Annotated in this window: 15 protein-coding genes; 8 read left to right on the forward strand and 7 right to left on the reverse strand. The window is 64.4% G+C overall.

The window, feature by feature from the left end; translation table 11 throughout:
* The first annotated feature begins 70 nt into the window (after nucleotides 1-70).
* The 3 genes from BVH03_RS18815 to mmsB are packed head-to-tail and all read left to right on the forward strand — an operon-like array spanning nucleotide 71 to nucleotide 3,857.
* The gene (locus BVH03_RS18815) at nucleotides 71-1,423 is read left to right on the forward strand and encodes an MFS transporter (RefSeq protein WP_075962606.1); all 1,353 of its coding nucleotides are present in this window, start codon (nucleotides 71-73) and stop codon (nucleotides 1,421-1,423) included.
* 33 nt (nucleotides 1,424-1,456) lie between these two features.
* A complete protein-coding gene (locus BVH03_RS18820) occupies nucleotides 1,457-2,953 on the forward strand; it encodes a CoA-acylating methylmalonate-semialdehyde dehydrogenase (protein WP_075962607.1) in 1,497 nt (498 codons plus the stop codon).
* A 10-nt stretch (nucleotides 2,954-2,963) separates the two neighbouring features.
* Nucleotides 2,964-3,857: a 3-hydroxyisobutyrate dehydrogenase gene (mmsB, locus tag BVH03_RS18825; RefSeq protein WP_075962608.1), complete on the forward strand. Its 894-nt coding sequence runs from the start codon at nucleotides 2,964-2,966 to the stop codon at nucleotides 3,855-3,857.
* A gap of 771 nt (nucleotides 3,858-4,628) precedes the next feature.
* Here the strand turns inward: mmsB and BVH03_RS18830 are convergent.
* From BVH03_RS18830 to BVH03_RS18845, 4 genes are all read right to left on the reverse strand, one after another.
* Nucleotides 4,629-5,390 carry an amino acid ABC transporter ATP-binding protein gene (locus BVH03_RS18830; RefSeq protein ID WP_075962609.1) on the reverse strand — a complete coding sequence of 254 codons (762 nt, stop codon included), beginning with the start codon at nucleotides 5,388-5,390 and terminating at the stop codon, nucleotides 4,629-4,631.
* An 11-nt stretch (nucleotides 5,391-5,401) separates the two neighbouring features.
* A complete protein-coding gene (locus BVH03_RS18835) occupies nucleotides 5,402-6,499 on the reverse strand; it encodes an amino acid ABC transporter permease (RefSeq protein ID WP_075962610.1) in 1,098 nt (365 codons plus the stop codon).
* 11 nt (nucleotides 6,500-6,510) lie between these two features.
* On the reverse strand, nucleotides 6,511-7,689 hold the full coding sequence (locus tag BVH03_RS18840; RefSeq protein ID WP_075962611.1) for an amino acid ABC transporter permease: 1,179 nt from the start codon (nucleotides 7,687-7,689) through the stop codon (nucleotides 6,511-6,513).
* 64 nt (nucleotides 7,690-7,753) lie between these two features.
* Complete coding sequence (locus BVH03_RS18845) at nucleotides 7,754-8,782, reverse strand: amino acid ABC transporter substrate-binding protein (protein ID WP_075962612.1); 1,029 nt, start codon at nucleotides 8,780-8,782, stop codon at nucleotides 7,754-7,756.
* A gap of 481 nt (nucleotides 8,783-9,263) precedes the next feature.
* Between BVH03_RS18845 and BVH03_RS18850 the strand changes: the two genes are divergently transcribed.
* The 5 genes from BVH03_RS18850 to BVH03_RS18870 all read left to right on the forward strand — a co-directional run bounded on the left by BVH03_RS18850 (nucleotide 9,264) and on the right by BVH03_RS18870 (nucleotide 14,974).
* Nucleotides 9,264-9,917 carry an alpha/beta hydrolase gene (locus BVH03_RS18850; RefSeq protein ID WP_075962613.1) on the forward strand — a complete coding sequence of 218 codons (654 nt, stop codon included), beginning with the start codon at nucleotides 9,264-9,266 and terminating at the stop codon, nucleotides 9,915-9,917.
* Between the two features lie 207 nt (nucleotides 9,918-10,124).
* On the forward strand, nucleotides 10,125-11,063 hold the full coding sequence (locus BVH03_RS18855; protein WP_075962614.1) for a GGDEF domain-containing protein: 939 nt from the start codon (nucleotides 10,125-10,127) through the stop codon (nucleotides 11,061-11,063).
* A gap of 103 nt (nucleotides 11,064-11,166) precedes the next feature.
* Nucleotides 11,167-12,330, forward strand: coding sequence for a dipeptidase (locus BVH03_RS18860; protein ID WP_075962615.1), 1,164 nt, complete (start codon nucleotides 11,167-11,169; stop codon nucleotides 12,328-12,330).
* 101 nt (nucleotides 12,331-12,431) lie between these two features.
* Nucleotides 12,432-13,856, forward strand: a complete 1,425-nt coding sequence (gene rhlB, locus BVH03_RS18865; RefSeq protein ID WP_075962690.1) for an ATP-dependent RNA helicase RhlB — start codon at nucleotides 12,432-12,434, stop codon at nucleotides 13,854-13,856.
* A 77-nt stretch (nucleotides 13,857-13,933) separates the two neighbouring features.
* Nucleotides 13,934-14,974 carry a DUF2157 domain-containing protein gene (locus BVH03_RS18870; protein ID WP_075962616.1) on the forward strand — a complete coding sequence of 347 codons (1,041 nt, stop codon included), beginning with the start codon at nucleotides 13,934-13,936 and terminating at the stop codon, nucleotides 14,972-14,974.
* Between the two features lie 349 nt (nucleotides 14,975-15,323).
* Here the strand turns inward: BVH03_RS18870 and BVH03_RS18875 are convergent, their stop codons facing one another.
* The 3 genes from BVH03_RS18875 to BVH03_RS18885 are packed head-to-tail and all read right to left on the reverse strand — an operon-like array spanning nucleotide 15,324 to nucleotide 21,822.
* Nucleotides 15,324-16,010: a phospholipase D-like domain-containing protein gene (locus tag BVH03_RS18875; RefSeq protein WP_075962617.1), complete on the reverse strand. Its 687-nt coding sequence runs from the start codon at nucleotides 16,008-16,010 to the stop codon at nucleotides 15,324-15,326.
* A 2-nt stretch (nucleotides 16,011-16,012) separates the two neighbouring features.
* Nucleotides 16,013-16,591 (reverse strand): rhomboid family intramembrane serine protease, encoded by a 579-nt coding sequence (locus BVH03_RS18880; protein WP_256574753.1) that lies wholly within the window; start codon nucleotides 16,589-16,591, stop codon nucleotides 16,013-16,015.
* On the reverse strand, nucleotides 16,588-21,822 hold the full coding sequence (locus tag BVH03_RS18885; protein WP_075962618.1) for a DNA repair ATPase: 5,235 nt from the start codon (nucleotides 21,820-21,822) through the stop codon (nucleotides 16,588-16,590). Before BVH03_RS18885 ends, BVH03_RS18880 begins: the two co-directional genes overlap by 4 nt.
* Between the last annotated feature and the right edge of the window lie 51 nt (nucleotides 21,823-21,873).

Below are 21,873 nucleotides of genomic sequence, written 5' to 3' on the forward strand. Positions count from 1 at the left end.
CCTCCAAGGCCGCTCATTCCAGCGGCCTACAGTTCCAAGTTCCTACGACAAAAACAAAAGCAGGCAACTCATGAACGACTCACACGCTCAAGGGCCGGCTGCCGGCCGCAAGCACTACCGTATCGCTGGCCTGGCCAGCATGGCGGGTACCACCATCGAGTGGTACGACTTCTTTCTCTACGGCACCGCCGCCGCGCTGGTCTTCAACAAGCTGTTCTTTCCCACCCTCGACCCGATCACCGGTGTACTGGCGGCTTTCGCCACCTATGCCGTCGGCTTCATCGGCCGGCCCCTGGGCGGCATTCTGTTCGGCCACTTCGGTGACCGCATCGGCCGCAAGTCGATGCTCATGCTCACCCTGATGATGATGGGCATTCCGACCATCGCCATCGGCCTCTTGCCCACCTACGAGCAGATCGGCTACTGGGCCGCGGCGCTGCTGGTGGTCATGCGTTTTCTGCAGGGCATGGCCGTGGGTGGCGAATGGGGCGGCGCGGTGCTGATGGCCGTCGAGCATGCGCCGGAAGGCAAGAAGGGCTTCTACGGCAGCCTGCCGCAGACCGGCGTCGGCGCGGGCCTGGTACTCTCCACCCTGGCCATGGGTGCTGTCGCCACGCTGCCCGAAGAGCAGATGCTCGCCTGGGGCTGGCGCCTGCCGTTCCTAGCCAGCGTGGTGCTGCTGGCAGTCGGCTGGCTGATTCGCGTCAAGGTCGCCGAGTCGCCGGACTTCGAAAAGCTCAAGCAACAGAACCGCCGCGTACGTCTGCCGCTGATGGAGGTGGTGCGTAACCACCCGCGCGCCACCCTGACCATCATCGGCGCGCGCACGGCCGAGAACGCCTGGTTCTACATGGCGGTCACCTTCGCCCTCGCCTACGCCGCCAACCAGCTGCAGATCCCCCGCGCCGACGTGCTGCACGCCATCACCGCAGGCGCCGCGCTGTCGCTGGCGACCATGCCGTTCTGCGGCTGGTTGTCCGATCGCGTCGGCCAGAAGCGTCTGTACTTCACCGGCCTGCTGTTGCTCTGTGCCTTCGTCTACCCGTTCTTCGCCATGCTCGGCACCCGCGAGCCGCTGCTGGTGTGGTGGGCGATGGTGCTGGCGGTGGGCGTGGTGTTCCCGATCCTCTATGCGCCGGAATCCCTGCTGTTCGCTCGTCAGTTTCCGGCAGAGATTCGCTACAGCGGCATCTCCCTGTCGGTGCAATTAGCCGGCGTGCTCGGCGGCGGCTTCGCGCCGATGATCGCCACCAGCCTGCTCGCCGCTGCCGATGGCAGCCCGCGTTACGTGATCGCCTACCTGATCGGCATGGGCCTGGTTGCGCTGGGCTGTACCGCGCTGATGCGCAGCGACCCGCCCCGCCAGCCTAGCGCCAGCGCCGCGCTGGATACCGCACGTCCCGCGCCTCTGCGCGCCCGTTGATTCCAGACAGTCGAATTCAGAAAGGACCGAACCATGACCGCTACCGTGAAACTGCTCATCAACGGCGAATTCGTCGAGTCACGCACCCAGCAGTGGCGCGACGTCGTCAACCCGGCCACCCAGGAAGTGCTGGCTCGGGTGCCCCTGGCCACTGCCGAGGAAATCGACGCCGCGGTGGCCAGCGCCAGCCAGGCTTTCAAGACCTGGCGCAAGACGCCGGTCGGTGCCCGCGCGCGGATCTTCCTCAAGTACCAGCAGTTGATCCGCGAAAACATGAAAGAGCTGGCGGCCATTCTCACCGCCGAACAGGGCAAGACCCTCGCCGACGCCGAAGGCGACGTGTTCCGCGGCCTGGAGGTGGTCGAGCACGCCGCCGGCATCGGCAACCTGCAACTCGGCGAGCTGGCCAACAACGTGGCCGGTGGCGTCGATACCTACACCCTGCTGCAGCCGCTGGGCGTGTGCGCCGGCATCACCCCGTTCAACTTCCCGGCGATGATCCCGCTGTGGATGTTCCCGATGGCCATCGCCACCGGTAACACCTTCGTGCTCAAGCCCTCCGAGCAGGACCCGATGGTGACCATGCGCCTGTGCGAACTGGCCCTCGAAGCTGGCATGCCGCCGGGCGTACTCAACGTGGTGCACGGCGCCGCAGACGCGGTGAACGCGATTTGCGATCACCCGGACATCAAGGCGGTGTCCTTCGTCGGCTCGACCCATGTCGGCACCCACGTCTATAACCGCTCCAGTCAGGCCGGCAAGCGCGTGCAGTGCATGATGGGCGCCAAGAACCACGCCATCGTGCTGCCTGATGCGCACAAGGAACAGACCCTCAACAACCTAGCCGGCGCCGCGTTCGGCGCCGCCGGGCAACGCTGCATGGCCCTGTCGGTGGTGATTCTGGTCGGCGAGGCGCAGGGCTGGCTGCCGGACCTGGTGGCCAAGGCCGAAACGCTCAAGGTCGGCAGCGGCGTGGAAAACGGCACCGATGTCGGCCCGCTGATCTCCTGCGCGGCGTTGGACCGGGTCAGCAGCCTGATCGAGCGCGGCGCCAGCGAAGGCGCACGCCTGGTGCTCGATGGCCGCAACCCGGCAGTGACGGGCTTCGAGCGCGGCAACTTCGTCGGCCCGACCGTGTTCGACGCCGTGACCCCGCAGATGAGCATCTACCGCGAGGAGATCTTCGGCCCGGTGCTGTGCGTGATGCACGCCGCGACCCTGGATGAAGCCATCGCACTGATCAATGCCAACCCCAATGGCAACGGCACGGCGATCTTCACCCGCTCCGGCGCCGCCGCCCGGCATTTCCAGGAGGAAATCGACGTTGGTCAGGTGGGCATCAACGTGCCGATTCCGGTGCCAGTGCCGATGTTCTCGTTCACCGGCTCGCGGGCCTCCAAGCTCGGCGACCTGGGCCCGTACGGCAAGCAGGTGGTGCAGTTCTACACCCAGACCAAGACCGTGACGCAACGCTGGTTCGAGGAGAGCGACGTCGGCGGCGCGGTGAACACCACCATCACCCTGAAGTGAGGCGACGACCATGCATATCGGATTCATCGGCCTGGGCAACATGGGCGCGCCCATGGCCCACAACCTGCTCAAGGCAGGCCACGCGCTGCGCGTCTTCGACTTGTCCACAGGCGCCGTCGCGGCCCTGGTGGACGCAGGTGCCAAGGGTGCCGACAGCGCCTGCGGCGTACTGCAGGATGCCGAGATCGTCATCACCATGCTGCCGGCCTCGGCCCATGTGAAGGCGGTCTACCTCGGCGATGACGGTCTGCTGGCCAAGGTGAAGCCCGGGGTGCTGCTGATCGACTCCTCGACCATCGACCCGCTGTCTGCACGGGAGGTCGCCAGGGCGGCCAGCGCCCACGGCAACCCGATGCTCGATGCGCCGGTGTCTGGCGGCACGGGTGGCGCGACTGCCGGCACCCTGACCTTCATGGTCGGCGGTGCGCAGGCGGACTTCGCCAAGGCGCAGCCGATCCTCGCAGCCATGGGCCGCAATATCGTGCATTGCGGCGATAGCGGTAACGGTCAGGTCGCCAAGGTGGCCAACAACATGCTGCTCGGCATCTCCATGATCGGCGTCGCCGAGGCCATGGCGCTGGGGGTGTCACTGGGCATCGACGCCAAGGTGCTGGCGAACATCATCAATACCTCCAGCGGGCGTTGCTGGAGCTCGGACACCAACAACCCATACCCCGGCGTGCTCGACAACGTGCCGGCTTCGCGCGGCTACAGTGGCGGGTTCGGCACCGACCTGATGCTCAAGGACCTGGGCCTGGCCACCGAGGCAGCGCGGCAGATCAAACAACCGGTGATACTCGGCGCCCTCGCCCAGCAGCTCTATCAACGCTTCAGCTGCGACGGGCACGGCGGGCTGGATTTCTCGGCGATCATCACCAGCTATCTGAAGCCCGACAAGCCGTGAGGCTCAGGGGCCGACAGGCCGAATCTGCTTCTCGCCCGAAAAGACTCTTCGAATTTTCGCGGGGTGAATGCGCTCGGCACCGAGGTACATATGGCGCACTGACTTAGGACTATCCAATATCGCGCCTCCTGCACCTTTGTGTTGCAACCCCTCCGGGCGCAACATTTCTGATGGGAACAAGGCGCGAACCTGCAAAATTCCCAAAAGCTCAGCTCGAAAACGCCTGATTTTGCTCTTGGGCTGCGATCGCACAGGCGACGCCCAAGTCCCCTTCAGGAGGCCGAGTGGAATCGCTGTGTAAGGGGTTGAGCGGCATGGATGCCGCGAGAGCTGCGATGGGCCAGGGATGGCCCTTCGTCAGTGGGCCGCATCCGGTCGCGCCCCTGGAACAGTGATGGAGCGAGGGAACCCCGGCGCAGCAGGGCGGGGGCGCCTAGCCCGGATGGTGGGGTGCCCTTCTCTTTGGTTACTTTCTCTTGGGCAAGCAAGAGCAACGAAGCACAGCGAAGTAACAGCCGTAGGCTGGCCCGAAGGGTGAGCGCAGCGAATCAAGTGACTCGCCCGTAAGGGGCGAAACCCATCATGCCAGGCGGCTGGTTAATGGAGAGTGCCAGGTCATCAACAGCGAACACTTTTGCTAGTCTGGTGTTAACCCGCCCGCTGTCCAAACAATGGCAATAACCAAAAAAACGCCGGGACTGATGCCCCGGCGTTTTTTATCGGCGTCTCGGTCACTGCGCAGACGGATGTCCGCGCCCTGCCCGCCCGACCTCAGTGCAGAATCTGCCCCAGGAACAGCTTGGTACGCTCGTTCTGCGGGTTGTCGAAGAAGGCGTTCGGCTCGGCCTGCTCGACGATCTCGCCCTTGTCCATGAAGATCACGCGGTCGGCCACGGTGCGCGCGAAGCCCATTTCGTGGGTCACGCAGAGCATGGTCATGCCGTCCTGCGCCAGGCCGATCATGGTGTCGAGTACTTCCTTGACCATTTCCGGGTCGAGGGCCGAGGTCGGCTCGTCGAACAGCATGATCTTGGGCTTCATGCACAGGGCGCGGGCGATGGCCACACGCTGCTGCTGGCCACCGGACAACTGCCCCGGGTACTTGTGCGCCTGCTCTGGAATGCGTACGCGCTCCAGGTAGTGCATGGCGATTTCCTCGGCCTTACGCTTGGGCATCTTGCGCACCCACATCGGCGCCAGGATGCAGTTCTGCAGTACGGTCAGGTGCGGGAACAGGTTGAAGTGCTGGAACACCATGCCCACTTCGCGGCGCACGGTTTCGATGTCCTTGAGGTCACGGGTCAGCTCGGTGCCATCGACCACGATGCGACCGGCCTGGTGTTCTTCCAGGCGGTTGATGCAGCGGATGGTGGTCGACTTGCCCGAGCCCGACGGGCCGCACAGCACGATACGCTCGCCCTGACGCACGTCCAGGTTGATGTCCTTGAGAACGTGGAACTGGCCGTACCACTTGTTCACGCCCTGCAGCTGAATGATCGGCTCGGCGCTGGGTTGCTTGCTTGCTTCGCTCATTTAAGTGACTCCTAACGCTTGTGGCCAGTGTCGAGCTTCCGCTCCAGATGGAGGGAATAGCGCGACATACCGAAACAGAAAATCCAGAAAATCAGGGCGGCGAACACGTAGCCCTCGGTCGCCATGCCCAGCCACGCCGGGTCGGCAGCCGCCTGCTTGACGCTATTGAGCAGGTCGAACAGGCCGATGATGATCACCAGGCTGGTGTCCTTGAACAGGGCGATGAAGGTGTTGACGATGCCCGGGATCACCAGCTTGAGCGCCTGCGGCAGGATCACCAGGCCCATCATCCGCCAGTAGCCCAGGCCCATGGCGCCGGCTGCTTCGTATTGCCCCTTGGGAATCGCCTGCAGGCCACCACGCACCACTTCGGCGATGTAGGCCGACTGGAACAGGATGACGCCGATCAGGGCACGCATCAGCTTGTCGAAGCTCATGCCCTCGGGCAGGAACAGCGGCAGCATCACCGAGGACATGAACAGTACGGTGATCAGCGGCACACCACGCCAGAACTCGATGAAGGTCACGCAGACCACCTTCACCGCCGGCAGGTTGGAACGCCGCCCCAACGCCAGCAGGATGCCCAGCGGCAACGCGCCGGCGATACCGACGGCAGCGATCACCAGGGTCAGCATCAGGCCGCCCCAACGGCTGGTCGGCACGGTTTCCAGGCCGAACACGCCGCCGTGCAGCAGGCACCAGGCCACGACCGGATAGATCAGCAGAAACGCGATGCCGTAGATGGCCTTGCGCGGAAACTTGGAGATGAACAGCGGCGCGGCACCGACGATGGCCAGCACGGCGGTCAGGTCCACGCGCCAGCGCAGCTCGCTGGGGTAGAAGCCATACATGAACTGGCTGAAGCGCGACTGGATGAACACCCAGCAGGCGCCCTCCTTGGTGCAGTCCGCGCGAGTGGTGCCCACCCAGTTGGCGTCGAAGATCGCCCACTTGAGCAGCGGCGGCACCATCAACCAGATGAGGTAGATGGCGAACAACGTCAGCAGCGTGTTGAGCCAGCTAGAGAACAGATTGCTGCGCATCCAGGCGACCACGCCAACGCTGGCGCTGGGTGGCGGCAGATCCGGTTTGAAAGTATGAGTGCTCATGCGCTAGGTCCTCACCGCTCGATCAGCGCGATGCGCTTGTTGTACCAGTTCATCAGCAGGGAAATGCTGATACTGATCACCAGGTAGACGCTCATGGTGATGGCGATCACCTCGATGGCCTGGCCTGTCTGGTTGAGTACGGTACCGGCAAACAGCGAGACCATGTCCGGGTAGCCGATACCGGCGGCCAGGGACGAGTTCTTCGCCAGGTTCAGGTACTGGCTGGTCAGCGGCGGAATGATCACGCGCATGGCTTGCGGAATGATCACCTTGCGCAGCGTCGGGCCGGGGCGCAGGCCCAGGGAGCGGGCGGCTTCGGTCTGGCCGTGGCTGACCGAGTTGATCCCGGAGCGCACGTTTTCGGCGATGAACGCCGCGGTGTATACGGTCAGTGCGACGGTCAGCGCCAGCAGTTCAGGGATCATCACCCAGCCGCCGACGAAGTTGAAGCCCTTGAGCTCCGGTACCGACCAGTGCAGCGGGCTGCCGAAGATCAGCGCGACCAGGGTGGGGATGACGATGGCCATGCCCAGGCCGACCCAGAACTTGTGGAACGGCTGGCCGGTGGCCTCGAAGCGCTTGTTGGCCCAGCGGGTCATCATCACGATGGCGACGATGGTGACTGCCACACCGATCGCGAACGGCCAGAATGCACCGGTCGCCTCGGCAGCCGGCATGTTCAGGCCGCGGTTGCTGAGGAAGAAGCTGTCACCCAGGCTGATGCTGGCACGCGGGCCGGGCAGCGGCAGCAGCACGGCGAAGTACCAGAAGAGAATCTGCAGCAACGGCGGAATGTTGCGGAAGACTTCGATGTAGACGGTCGCCAGCTTGCTGATCATCCAGTTCGGCGACAGGCGCGCGACACCGATGACGAAGCCGAGGATGGTGGCCAGCACGATGCCGATGAATGAAACCAGCAGGGTGTTGAGCAGGCCGATGACGAAGACGCGGGCATAGCTGTCCGCTTCGGTGTAGCTGATCAGGTGTTGGGCGATGCCGAAACCGGCACTGCGCTCGAGGAAGTCGAAGCCCGAGGTGATACCCCGGTGTTGCAGGTTGGTCTGCGTATTGCTGAACAGGAACCAGCCCATTGCGACCACGGCCACAACGGTAATGATCTGGAATAGCCAGGCGCGCACACGTGGATCGCTAAGGGAGAACCCCTGCGGTGCGCCAATGTTTTTCTGCATGGGAATGCCCCAGGTATAACGGAACGAAAATCGCCCGGCAGTGCACTGCCGGGCGACAGGTCAATCAACGCACTGGAGGAGCGTAGTGCAGACCGCCTTTGTTCCACAGAGCGTTGAGGCCACGCTCGATCTTCAGCTCGCTGCCCTTGCCGATGTTGCGCTCGAACACTTCGCCGTAGTTACCGACCTGCTTGACGATCTGGACGACCCAGTCCTTCGGCAGCTTCAGGTCTTTACCGTACTCGCCGTCGGCACCCAGCATACGGGCGACGTCAGGGTTCTTGGTTTCCTTGGCCAGAGCTTCGACGTTCTTGGAGTCGACGCCCAGCTCTTCGGCGTTGAGCATGGCGAACAGGGTCCACTTGACGATAGCCATCCAGTCTTCGTCGCCACGACGAACCAGCGGGCCCAGCGGCTCCTTGGAGATCACTTCCGGCAGGACCACCCAGTCATCCGGCGCGCCCAGCTTGATGCGCTGTGCGTACAGCTGCGACTGGTCGGAGGTCAGCACGTCGCAACGGCCGGCTTCCAGCGACTTGGCGCTCTCGTCGGAGGTGTCGAAGGTGATCGGGGTGTATTTCAGGCCGTTCGAGCGGAAGTAGTCGGAGACGTTCAGCTCGGTGGTGGTGCCCGCCTGGATACAGATGGTCGCGCCATCCAGTTCCTTGGCGCTGGCAACGCCCAGCTTCTTGTTAACTAGGAAGCCGATGCCGTCGTAGTAGGTCACGCCGGTGAACACCAGGCCCATGCCGCCGTCGCGCGAGCTGGTCCAGGTGGTGTTGCGCGACAGCACGTCGACTTCACCAGACTGAATGGCGGTGAAACGCTCTTTGGCGGTCAGCGGGCTGTACTTGACCTTGGTCGCGTCGCCCAGCACTGCAGCGGCCACACCGCGGCAGATGTCGACGTCGATGCCCTGGTAGTTGCCCTTCGCATCCGGCACCGAGAAACCCGGCAAGCCGTCACTGACGCCACACTGTACAAAGCCTTTCTTCTTTACGGCGTCCAGGGTTGCACCCGCGTGAGCCATGCCAGCGGCGCCCAGAACGGCGGCGGCGGTCAACATCGCCAGGGTGGTTTTAACCATCTTCATTGAACATTCTCCGGTTGCTTTTGTTGTGTTGGAGTCTCAGCCCGATCGCCGTACCCTTTTGGGGCATGTCGTCACTATTGGCAGCAACAGTGTAGACCGGTGACCAGACCTCGGTACGTGCGCCGTGACCCATTCGAGAGCAGGTCATCGAAATTCGTACCAGCCCGTTGGTGAACAGGCCCGAGACGGATCGCGAATTTGTATATCGACGGGCATGCAGCGCCCGGCGAACCTTTTGGAAACCCCATCAAATCGGCTTTCCCGTCTGCTCCGCGGCCCGGCGCGGTGTTACCACGCTGGCCCGACGACATCAGTCACAAGGTCTATAGCAAAGGCCATACCACACTCTGTTTTTAGCCGTGAGTGAGAGCGGTCAAGGGGGCAAACTTGTAATCTTGCGACATCTTGTTCAGGGATCAGTACAGTGACGGAAAACAGTCACGCACCAAAGTAACGCGCAAGCCCCAAATTGGAGCAATAAATGGATACCACTTTGCTACTGCAGCCCCCACTTCCCGCCGACTCATGCGTGATCTGGCTGCACGGTCTGGGTGCAGACCGTTTCGATTTCCAGCCGGTCGCCGAGGCGCTGCAGCAATCATTGCGCAGCACCCGCTTCGTGCTGCCCCAGGCGCCCACTCGGCCGGTGACCATCAACGGTGGCTGGGAAATGCCCAGCTGGTACGACATTCTGGCCATGAGCCCGGCCCGCGCCATCGACCGCGCGCAGCTCGAACAGTCGGCCCAGCAGGTCATCGACGTGATCGAGGCGCAGCGCGATGACGGCATCGATCCGGCGCGCATCTTCCTGGCCGGCTTTTCTCAGGGTGGCGCCGTGGTGCTGCATACCGCCTTCCTGCGCTGGCAAGGCCCGTTGGGCGGCGTGCTGGCACTGTCGACCTACGCGCCGAGCTTTGCGGACGAGCTGCAGTTGAGCGACTCCCAGCGCGCCGTTGCGGTCTACTGCCTGCATGGCAATCAGGATGCCGTGGTGCTGCCAAGCATGGGCCGCACTGCCCACGACTGGCTGCAAAGCCGTGGTGTTGCGGTGACCTGGCAGGAATACCCGATGGCTCATGAAGTGTTACCGCAAGAAATCGCCGATATCGGCGCCTGGCTCGCAAGCCGTCTGTAATGCGGCTTTTGGCGGCGCGCCTGTGATGGCCTTCACAGTCCCCGCGCCGCCGGTCGTCGGCACTACGCAAGACGATTGTCAGCCCGCCTGACGGCGGATACTGTCAGGGTAATGAGGCTCGTTCGTCGATCACGAACGCGGTCATCGATCCATGGGAGCGTTGGCGATGCCGATCGTTGAGCGTTTTCAAGCAAGGACGCACATGCCATGAAGGCGGCCCACTGGCAAACCGACCTGCAGCAGCTTCGCCGGCTGCGCCTGTTCGACAACGTCGCGCTCGGTAGCCTGAACCGATTGCTCGATGCCTTTCGCCCCTGCGAGCTGGAGGCGGCCGAAGTATTGCTCTCGCCGTTCGATCGCAACCAGTACCTTTATATAGTCGTCACCGGTAGCCTCAAGGTGTACCTGGGCTCGCTCGACAACCAGCCGGTCACCACCCTGGGCCCGGGCGATTGCGCCGGCGAGATCAGTTTCCTCGACAACGAGCACCCCAGCGCCTACGTAGTGGCCACCGAGCCCAGCAGCGTACTGCGCCTGCACCGTGACGCGGTCACCTCGCTGTTCCAGCAGTCCCCGCAGATGATGCACAACCTGCTCAAGGTGCTCTGTGGTCGCGTTCGCCAAGGCAACCGGAAGCTGATCAACAGCGAGCAGAACGCCAATGTCGACAAGCTCACCGGCGCCTTCAATCGCCGCTGGCTGGAGCACGTATTCGAGCGTGAACGTGCGCGCTGCCTGATCGACAAGCAGCCGCTGTGCCTGCTGATGCTCGATGTCGATCACTTCAAGGACTACAACGACCAGCACGGTCACCTGGCCGGTGATTACGCGCTGTGCTTGGTCGCCCATACCCTGCGCCGGCAGCTCAGGGCACGGGATAGTCTGGTGCGTTTCGGCGGCGAGGAGTTCGTGGTGCTGTTGCCCGAACTGGCGCTGCAGCAGGCTGCCGATGTGGCCGAGCGTCTGCGCGAGAGCCTGGAGCGGATCGGCTCCTTCTATTCACCGCTGGGCGCCCAGCCGGGCGTGACCGTCTCCCTGGGCCTGGCCCAGATGGCCGCCCGCGACGGCCTGGCCGGTCTGATCGCCCGGGCCGACAAGGCCCTGTACAAGGCCAAGAACAGCGGCCGTAACCGACTCTGTCATTGAATTGCCGTGAGCCTATGGAAGGCTAGGGTCTGTTGCCGTTTCACGCACGGCCGCGCCGAAACGGCAACAGAACCTAGCCCTCCCCTGCCCCCTGGAACTCGTCATGCGTAAGCGCCTGCTGGTCATCCCCATCGTCCTGTGCGTGGCTGCCGGGGTGTTCTTCACCCTGCCCAGCGTGCTCGACCGGCGCATGAACAGCGTCGAATCCCCCGCCCCCTATCCGGCAGGCCAGGCGGCCACGCGCCTGCATGACACGCTGTTCATCGCCGACCTGCACGATGATGCCCTGCTCTGGGAGCGCGACCTGCTCAAGCGCTACAGCTATGGCCACTCTGACCTGCCGCGCATGCTCGACGGGCGCGTCGGGTTGCAGGTGTTTTCCACCGTCACCAAATCGCCCCGCGGGCTGAACTACGAAAGCAACGGCGCCGACAGCGACACCATCACCCTGCTCGCCATGGCCCAGCGCTGGCCACGAGCGACCTGGAACAGCCTGCTCGAGCGCGCGCTGTACCAGGCCGAGAAACTGCGCAGCGCCGCTGCCGGCAGCGAAGGCCGGATGATACTGATCAAGACCCGCGCCGACCTGAGCACCTTTCTTGAGGCCTGGAATCAGGATCCACGCCGCGTCGCCACACTGTTGGCCACCGAAGGCCTGCACCCACTGGAAGGCCGCCTGGAAAACCTCGACCGCCTTTACGACGCCGGTTTTCGCATGGCCGGCCTGACCCACTTCTTCGATAACGAAGTCGGCGGCTCGGCCCATGGCCTGAACAAAGGGGGCCTGACAGCCCTGGGCCGCCAGGTCGTCGCGCGCCTGGAAGAGAAATCCATGCTCATCGACCTGGCCCACGCCTCGCGCCCGCTGATGGACGACGTGCTGGCCATGGCCACGCGCCCGGTACTGGTGTCCCACGGCGGCGTCGAAGGCACCTGCCCCGGCACCCGCAACCTCAGCGACCGGCATATTCGCGCTATCGCCGCGACCGGTGGGGTGATCGGCATCGGCTACTGGGACACGGCGGTGTGCGCCACTTCGGTGGCGGCCATCGTCAAGGCGATTCGCTATACGGCTGACCTGGTAGGCGTCGAGCACGTGGCCCTGGGGTCGGACTTCAACGGCACCATTCATGCGCCCTTCGACGTCACCGGCCTGGCCCAGCTGACCGAAGGCCTGCTTGGCGCCGGTTTCAGCCACGCCGACATCGCTGCGATCATGGGCGGCAACGTCCAGCGTCTGCTGCTCGCCAGCCTGCCTGCGGACTGATCGACGGCCACCCACGACGGCGGCAGCAGGGTACTTCGCCCTGCCCGCGTCTTGCTTTACACTGGCTGGCGTTCATTCCTTAATCAATCGACGAGATGACCGTGCTCAAAGCACTCAAAAAAATATTCGGCAAAGCCGAAAATGAGCCACACAGCTCAGTCTCCCCGACCCTCGAAGCCACTTCGCCTCCCGCCGCAGCGCCCCGCGAGGAGCGCCAGCCGCGCCCGCCGAAAGAAGCCGCCAGCGCCGAGCAGAAGCCCCAGAGCAAGCCCGCCAAGCCGCGTCGTGAACGTGCGCCCAAGCCGGTCGACACCTGGAAACTCGAGGATTTCAAGGTCGAACCCGCCCCTGGCAAGACACGCTTCCACGACTTCAAGCTGTCGCCGGAATTGATGCACGCCATTCACGACCTGGGCTTTCCGTACTGCACGCCGATCCAGGCCGGCATTCTCGGTTACACGCTCAAGGGTCAGGATGCCATCGGCCGCGCTCAGACCGGCACCGGCAAGACTGCGGCCTTCCTGATCTCGATCATCACCCAGTTGCAGCAGACCCCGCCGCCCAAGGATCGCTACATGGGCGAGCCGCGCGCGCTGATCATCGCGCCGACCCGCGAGCTGGTGGTGCAGATCGCCAACGACGCCAAGGAACTGACCAAGTACAGCGGCCTCAACGTGATGAGCTTCGTCGGCGGCATGGACTTCGACAAGCAGCTCAAGCAGCTGGAATCACGCTTTTGCGACATCCTGGTGGCCACGCCGGGCCGCCTGCTGGACTTCAACCAGCGCGGTGAAGTGCACCTGGACATGGTCGAGGTGATGGTGCTCGACGAAGCCGACCGCATGCTCGACATGGGCTTCATCCCCCAGGTCCGGCAGATCATCCGCCAGACCCCGATGAAGGGCGAACGCCAGACCCTGCTGTTCTCCGCCACCTTCACCGAAGACGTGATGAACCTGGCCAAGCAGTGGACCACCGACCCGGCCATCGTCGAGATCGAGCCGGAGAACGTCGCCAGCGACACCGTCGAACAGCACGTCTACGCCGTCGCCTCGGCGGACAAGTACAAGCTGCTCTACAACCTGGTGACCCAGAACGACTGGACTCGCGTGATGGTGTTCGCCAACCGCAAGGACGAAGTGCGCCGTATCGAAGAACGCCTGACCCGTGACGGCATCAGTGCGGTGCAGATGTCCGGCGACATCCCCCAGCACAAGCGCATTCGTGCCCTGGAAGGTTTCCGCGAAGGCAAGATCCGCGTCATGGTCGCCACCGACGTGGCCGGCCGCGGCATCCATGTCGACGGCATCAGCCACGTGATCAACTTCACCCTGCCGGAAGACCCGGACGACTACGTGCACCGCATTGGCCGTACCGGCCGCGCCGGCACCAGCGGCACCTCGATCAGCTTTGCCGGCGAGGACGATGCCTTCGCCGTGCCACCGATCGAAGAGCTGATCGGCCGCAAGATCCAGTGCGAGATGCCACCGGACGAGCTGCTCAAGGCCGTACCGCGCAAGCATTGATCGACTACGCCCAGGCGCAACGCCTGGGCACGCCGCGGCAACTTCAAGCAGCGGCACCAAGACAGGACGTCCACCCCATGAAGCTGACCATAGATTCCAGTGACCTCAGCCGCGCCGTACAGGCCGGCGTCCTGCAGCCCGGCCAGGACCAGACCCTGCTGGCCTTTCTGCAACAGACGCCCACTGAGCGCCCCAGCTTCCAGCTCTCCCATATTGCCTATTACTTCGGCGCCCTGCTGATCATGGGCGCCATGGGCTGGCTGCTCACCGAAGCCTGGATGAACATCGGCGACCTGGCGCTGCTGGTGATCAGCACGGCTTACCTGCTGCTGTTCCTGCTCGGCGGGCGCAGCCTGTGGCGCCGCGGCCAGCCGATTCCCGGCGGCCTGCTCGGCGCCGTAGCGGTAAGCCTGACGCCGCTGGTGGTGTTCGCCGCACAAAGGCTGCTGGGCCTGTGGCCCCTGGATGACGCGCAGGCGGACTACGTCGACTACTACCGCTACGTGCAGGGTGGCTGGCTGGTCATGGAGGTGGCGACGGTGCTGGTCGGCCTGCTGGTGCTGCGCCTGCTGCCCTTCCCGTTCATCGTCATGCCGATTGCCGTGGCGCTGTGGTTCATGTCCATGGACCTCAGCGAGCTGCTGCATGGCGAGTACTTCAGCTGGGAACAGCGCCGCGAGGTGTCGCTGTGGTTCGGCCTGGTGATTCTGCTCGCCAGCCTGCTGGTGGACGGCCGCAGCAGGCGCGATTACGCCTTCTGGGGTTACCTGGCCGGGTTGACGGCGTTCTGGGGCGGCCTGAGCCTGATGGACAGCGGCAGCGAACTGGGCAAGGCGCTGTACTGCCTGATCAACCTGGGCCTGATCGGTCTGTCGATATTGCTGCGCCGCCCGCTGTTCATGGTCTTCGGCGCCCTGGGCGTGGCCGGCTATCTCGGCTACCTGGCCCACGACGTGTTCGAGGATTCGCTGCTGTTCCCGGTGGTGGTCAGCCTGATCGGCCTTGGCGTGATGGGCCTCGGCCTGCTCTACCAGAAACGCCGCGAGGCGATGAGCGAGGCGTTGCGCCAGCAGCTACCAGCGAGTCTCCTGGCATTTCTGCCGGCGCTGCGGCGCTAGGGTCTGTTCCCGTTTCAGCGCGAGCCGCGTTGCCGCGAGAAATGGCCTCCGGTTAGGCGCAGGACGCAGGGAATGGACTAGCCGTGCGCGTTCTCCCTTGCCAAGTCCTGCAACGACAGCGGGGGCCATTTCCCGCGCAACCTAGGCGGCCCCACCCGAAGGGCCGGGCCAGTTTTTGTGCGATGCGGCGTTACTCGATGGCTCATTTGGCCCGCCAAACTTCGCATCTGTGTGACCCACATAGATGTGGGAAATGCCGCAAGCCCGCCGGGAGCGGGCGCGGCCCTTGCCTCGCACAAAAACTGGCTCCGGCGCGGCCGTGCGTGAAACGGGAACAGACCCTAGGCCGTCAATTCGGTCGGTAGCGCGCCCAAAGCATCTCGAACTCGCGGCGGTACTCGGCGACCAGATGCGGATCGTCGGTCACCAACAGGTTCTCCTCGTTGCTGGTACTGGCGCTGCGCGTCCAGTTGAAGCTGCCGTTGAGCAGCAGGCGACCGTCGAATAAAGCGAACTTGTGGTGCATGTGAAACGGGCTGTTGTCGATGCGCAGCGGCACGCCGGCATCGATCAGTTGCTGGATGTCGCTACCGACGTCGAAGCGCTTTTCGCTGTCGCTGATGATGCGCACGGTCAGCCCGCGGCGATGCACGGCGATCAGCTCGTCGCTGAGCTGGTCGTCGGAGATGGTGAATACGCAGACATCCACCGACTCCCGGGCGTTGCGGCACAGGTCGCGGATGCGCTGGCGGCAGCTTTCACCGGGGCTGAAATGCGCACTGCTCCGGCCACGTATCGGTGAGCAGCGCACCTCCAACGTCTTGATCACCTGCTCCAGCCATTTCAGGGCCGACACGGCGTTGTCCGGGTCGGTGATCAGTTCGCGCACCAGATCGAAGGCGCGGTTGCGCATGTAGCGCACCTGGTCGGGCGTCAGGTCGTTGCCCAGTTCGCGCAGTTCGTCGCGCTCCTCGTTGCTGAGCCTGAGGTCGACGAGGCTGTCACGCAGGTGTTGGTCGAGGCGATTGAAATCCATTTTTAACCTTGTCGAGTCCGTTTTCGAGTGCGACGTTTCTGGCCGCCGCGTTGCCATGAGGCGTACAGGCCGCCGCACAGTGCGCCAGCCAGGTGGTATTCGAACGAAACGCCCTGCTGGGGCAGCAGGCCGTAGAAAAAACCGCCGTACAGCACCAGAGCCAGGGCCGCCAGCAGCAGGTCGGCGAAGCTGCGGCGAAACCAGGCGCGGCCCAGCAACAGCCCCCACAAACCGAACAGCCAGCCGCTGGAGCCGACATGGATGCCGGTGCGCCCGAACAGCCAGACCAGCACGCCACTGACGACGATGATGAACAGGCTGGCGCGGATGAACTCGGCCCGTGACTCCAGCAGCGCCAGGGCGCCCAGCACCATGAAGCCGCTGAGGTTGCCGAACAGATGCAGCCAGCTGCCGTGCAACCAGGGCGCCAGGGCGATGCCCGGCAACGCCTGCACCTCGCGCGGGATCAGCCCGAAGCGGTTGAGGCTGTAGCCGTCCAGGCTGTTGATGAGTTGCAGCACGACCATCACCGCAGCGATGCCGAACAGCAGTTTTAGGCGCGGCAACAGCCAGAGCGTCACGGCGCCTCGCCGCCCTGCCCCATCATCCGGGCGATCTCACGCAGTTGCTGGGCCATGTCGCCCATGCGCTTGTGCGTCCCCAGGTCGATGTCGATCTTCTTGTCCATGGCGTTGATCAGCGGCAGCACGCCGTCCTGCAGGCTATCGGCCAGGCGCTCGAGCAGCGCCTGGATGCCAGGCTGCGGCACAGCCTGCACGGCCACCTCGACCCGCGGCGGCACTTCGCGCAGCCGTTCCAGGCCGGCCAGCAACTCCTGCCAGGGCACGGCGACAGCCGCCGGCGCCGTCGGCTCGCTGCGGGCCAGGCCGCGCACACCCTCGACCAGGTCGTTGAGCTGCGCCACCACACGGGCGCCGACATCCGAGTCGCTGCCGCCCATGGCCTTGTTGCGCATGAAGTCGCGCTTGATCTGCGTCCACCGCTCCAACTGCTCGGGCGTCTGGTTACCGCGCAGTTCGGCGAGCTTGAGCAGGTTTTCCTCGGCACCTGTGGTGAGCAGCTGCGACTCGCCCTGGTAGTGGTCGGCGATCAATTGCAGCAACTCGGCGTCGTTCATCACCGCGCTGATCTTCTCGGCCATCTTGTTCATGTTGCGGTAACTGCCCTGCAGCTTGAACGGCGGCTCGGTGCGGTACTGGTCAGCCTGAGCGGCGCTGACGATGTACTGCTGGTTGACCCGGCCGACCACGTCACGCACCTGCATCAGGCGCTGCAGAGTGGCGACGATCTCGTTGATCTCGGCACCGCTGTAGCTGTGCGACAGCTCGTTGGCGGAGAACGGCTTGCCCTCGGCCTTGGCGACGAAACGGTAGACATCGGCCATGTCGCGGGTGGCCAGGGGCGCCAGCACCGGGTTGGAAGTCAGGCCGTTCTCGATATAGGACAGCGCGAAGGCTTCCTGCATGCCGCCCAGGGTGTCGCCCAGGTTGTAGATGTCGGCGCGGTTGGCGAGCATGTCGGGGATCTTGAACACGTCGCCGGACTCGGTGTACGGGTTGCCGCTCATCACCACGCAGAACTTCTTGCCGCGCATGTCGTAGGTCTTGGTCTTGCCCTTCCACACGCCTTCGATGCGCCGCGTGCCGTCGCACAGGGAGATGAATTTCTGCAGGAATTCGGGGTGGGTGTGCTGGATGTCATCGACATAGAGCATCACGTTATTGCCCATTTCCAGCGCCAGGTTGAGCTTTTCCAGCTCCTGGCGCGAGGTGGCGTCCGGCGCCTGGGCCGGGTCGATGGAGCGCACCTCGTGGCCGAGGGCAGGGCCGTTGATTTTCATGAAGATCAGCCCGAGGCGGTGGGCCACGTACTCCATCAGGGTGGTCTTGCCGTAGCCGGGCGGCGAGATGAGCATCAGCAGGCCCATCAGGTCGGTGCGTTTGTTCTCCCCGGCGGTGCCCATCTGCTTGGCCAGATTGTCGCCTATGAAGCCCAGGTACACGTCGTTGATCAGCTTGTTACGCACGAACGACGACAGCGGCCGCGGCTTGAACTCGCTCAGGCGCAGTGCCGTGCGTTCACGGTTGACCACCGCCTGGCGCAGGTTCTGATAACGCTGCAACTCGGGCAGGAAGGTCTCGCGGTGGTGGCGCACGCGCTGGAAGAAATCGTGCAGGGCGAAACTCAGGGTACCGTCCTGGATGCGTGGGTGGTCGCCCAGCAGCCCGTCGACGCGCACTTGCAGGTCGGCCTCGGTGACGCGCTGCGGCAGGTCGCTGTCGATCAACCCCAGGGCCACGGCCTCCGCCACGTAGGCCTGCAGATGTGTCTGGCCTTGCTGCTCGCAGTAGGCCTGCAACCAGTTCTCGGCCAGCGCCCAGCGCTGATCCGGACGCCCACGCAGACGCTCCTGGGCCTGCAGGTAGCCATCCCACATATGGGCGGCCTGCAGGTGCTGGCGCAGGCCATCGAACAGGTCGCGGGCATACTTGCTGACCACGAATTCGATGCGCGACGCGGCCAGTTCCTCGACCAGGTAGTCGGCCGCCTCGCGCTGCAGCACGGCGTCGAACGGCATCGGGTGGCGGACGAGAAAAGCGTGCAGCGCCTTGAGCACTTCCTCGCGTAGCTGGCGGATGCCGTCGTCGCGGCCGAACAGCTGGCGGATGTTGGCGCAGGTTCGGGCACGCTCGGGCCAGTGGGCGGCCTCCACGTCTTCGCGCCAGCGGTTCCAGAAGAACAGCGCGAAACCGCGCGCCCTCGGTGAATAGGTGAGCAGGCCAGCCGCCTCGCGCAGCGCCAGCAGACGCAGCAGGATGGCCATGGCGTCCTGGTCGTGGATGCCCTTCTGGTAACCCTCCTTGTAACGCGGCGCGGCGAACTCGCGGATGCGCTTGAGCAACTCGTCGGGCTGGCTCATGTGCGCCTTGAGCTGATCCAGGCTCTGGCCATCGCTATGGCGCACCGCAGCGTCGAGCACCAGGCCGGCCAGGTATTCACCGCGGTACAGAGCGGCCGACTCGGACTCCAGGCTGACCTGCCAGTAATCGCGCAGGCCATCGAGTTCGGCGTCGTGCAACGGTTCGAGGAAGTCGGTGCCGGTCAGGTGCAGGAACAGCCCGTCGCCACGCGGCAGCAGGGTCAGGTCGAGTTCCTGGGTGTTGACCGCGAAACGGTGGCGCGGCCCCAGCTTGATGACGTCGCCGCCGGCCTCGAACAGTTCGCTCTTGTCGCGCAGCGCGCGCACGGCCTGGTCGCGAGCGGCCTTTAGACGCGCCTCGACGTCGTCGGCCTTGACGCTGTCCTTGAGCTCACGCAGGCGCTCGGCCAGTTCGCGCAGCTTGAGGATCAGCGGGTCGGCGGCGAAGAAGGCGTTGAGTTCCTGGGCCTCGGAGAACTTGGCGGTACGCCGGCCGAGGCTGTCGAGAATCCGCCGCGCAGCGTCGAGCAGGCCCTGGGCCTTGCGTTGACGCTCGTCGAGCAGGCTCTGCTTGTGCGCCTCGAAGGTTTCCAGCAGCTCCTCGCGCTTGGCGAGAATGTCACCGAGAAACTGTTCGTGATCGCCGAACTGGCTTTCCAGCTCCTCGAGCTGCACCAACAGGCGCGACAGCTGTTCGCCGCACTTCTCCGGGTCCTGGGCCAGCGCCAGGGCGTTGGTGATGCTCTGGCTGAACAGTTTGAATTGCGCGCCGAACTGCGCCACGGTCTCGGCCGACCCCAGGCCCTTGCGGCGCTGCTCGGCGCGGGCCTTGGCCTGGTTGAGCTTGGCGTATACCTCGGAAATGGCATCGACGATGCGCGTGCGCTCGGTGGCGTCGTCGATCTGCAACGAGGCCATCAGCCCGGACAGCATGTCCAGGTTGCCGGCCATCTCGTTAAGGCCGGCCAGCGGCTCGGCCAGCTGGGCGACGCTCTCGGCCTTCTGCGCCTGCTCGTCGAACCCCTGCAGATCATGGTGATAGGGCTGCAGCGCAGCATCGCCAGCCAGAAAGCGCGAGGTGGCCGCGGCAGTCTGGTCGCGGGCTTCGAGCAGCGCGGTTTCCATGGCATCGATGCGTGCCACGTCGATATAGCGGTAGTCACGAATGGTCAGCAACTGGCCGCGCTGAGCGGTAATCGCATTGAGGGCGTCGACGTATTGCTCGACCTTGTCCCAGGTATCCGACCTCACGCTCTCGAGCAGCGACTTCTGGCGGCTTTCGGCGTCGGCCATGGCCGCGGCGGACTGCTGGCGAATGCTCTCGACCTTCTCGAATTCGTCGAGCACCAGCTCGCCGGTGGCGGCGATCTCGCGCAGCAACGGCGCAAGCTCGGCGCACTGCGGGTCGCTCAGCCAGTGATAGATATCGAACAGCCGACGGGTGTTGTGGCACAGCAGGCTGTAACGCGCCACCGACACTTCGCGGCTGTCGATCTCGCGGCTGAGGTTGAACAGATCGGACACCCCACGCACCAGTTCGGCGTTGCCGATGCGCCCGAAGAAGCCGCTGCGCGCCGGCTGGCGGGCGGCGAACTCCTCGCTCTCGAACGGCGTCTGCCAGACCTGCATGGGGTGGATGCGCGTGGGCTCGTCACCCTCGGCGGAGAAGATCACCATGCGCCCGTCTTCCAGGCGCGCGTAGCCGTGGCCGAAGATCGGGTTCTGCAACTGGCGGGTGACCATGTTGTAGGTCAGCAGCACCGCACGGCCTTCGCCGGGGTGGTAGAAGATGTATTGCACGTCCTCGCCGTTGGGTGAGCGTACCGAGCGCTTGAAGCGCATGCCGGCCATCGACTGCTCGAAGGTCTTGTGTTCGCCGTTCTGCAGGTAGTAGCCGCCGGGAAAGATGATGCCGTGGTCTTCGGGCAGCTGCACACAGGCCAGGCCGATGGCGTCGATACGCTCGACCTTGCGGGTCAGGCGGTTGAACACCAGGTAGCGCCACTGCTCCTCGCGATACGGCAGCACCTTGAGCAGGATCAGGCTGCCCAGGGCGGCGTATTCGATCTGCGCATCGTCCAGCGACTGGGTCTTGTCCATCACCTCTTCACGGTAGATGCCCTGGCCGCTTTCGGTATTGTTCTCGACCTTGATGGTCAGGTCGCCGCCGACCGTCTCGACGAATACCGTGTCGAGGATGTTCAGGTGCGGATGGCGGCCGTTGACCGTCATCTCGCGGGTGGTTTTCTGCCACTCGAAATCGAACGGCGCCGGCAGCGCGATATCGCGCTCGCCGCGGTTGTCGATGTAACGCACGTCCTTGCCATCGAGCGACAGCGACCAGCGGAACACGCGAATGTCGGTGATTCGCTCGCCGATCTGGAAGCTGGCCAGCAGCTTGCCGTCGCGAATCGCCAACTGCAGCAGCCGGGTGTTCTTGTAATAGGTGTACAGCTCGTTGAAGTCGTTGACGAAGCCGCTCTGGCTCAGGAAAGTGCCGTCCAGGGCGACCGCTTCGGCTTCATAACCCTCGCTGCCCTCGACCAGGCGATAGAGGGAGAACACGTCGGCGACCGCGGTTTCCTTCTTCAGACCCATGAACACGTTGTAGCCGAACAGCAGCCAGTCGCCGACCTGCACGATATCGCGGGCGATGCAGTTGTTCTCGGTCCGGATACGCACCCGCCCGATCACTTCCATCTGGCTGCTGCCGAACTCCAGCAGGCGCTGATCGTTGAGCGCTTCGGTGCGCTGGCGCAGGCGCAACCCCTGCTCCTGCAGGCGCTTGTGCAGCACCTCGTAGGCACCGCCTTCGGCCACGGCCTTGTCGAGAATGTCCTGCTGGGTGTTTTCGGCTTGGGCGTCCGACATCATGGTCTTCCTGAATCTGCGCGATCTGCAAGCAAGGCCCCGTCATGGGCG

Origin of the sequence: Pseudomonas sp. PA15(2017), from assembly GCF_001945395.1 — a bacterium.
Classification (GTDB): Bacteria; Pseudomonadota; Gammaproteobacteria; order Pseudomonadales; family Pseudomonadaceae; genus Aquipseudomonas.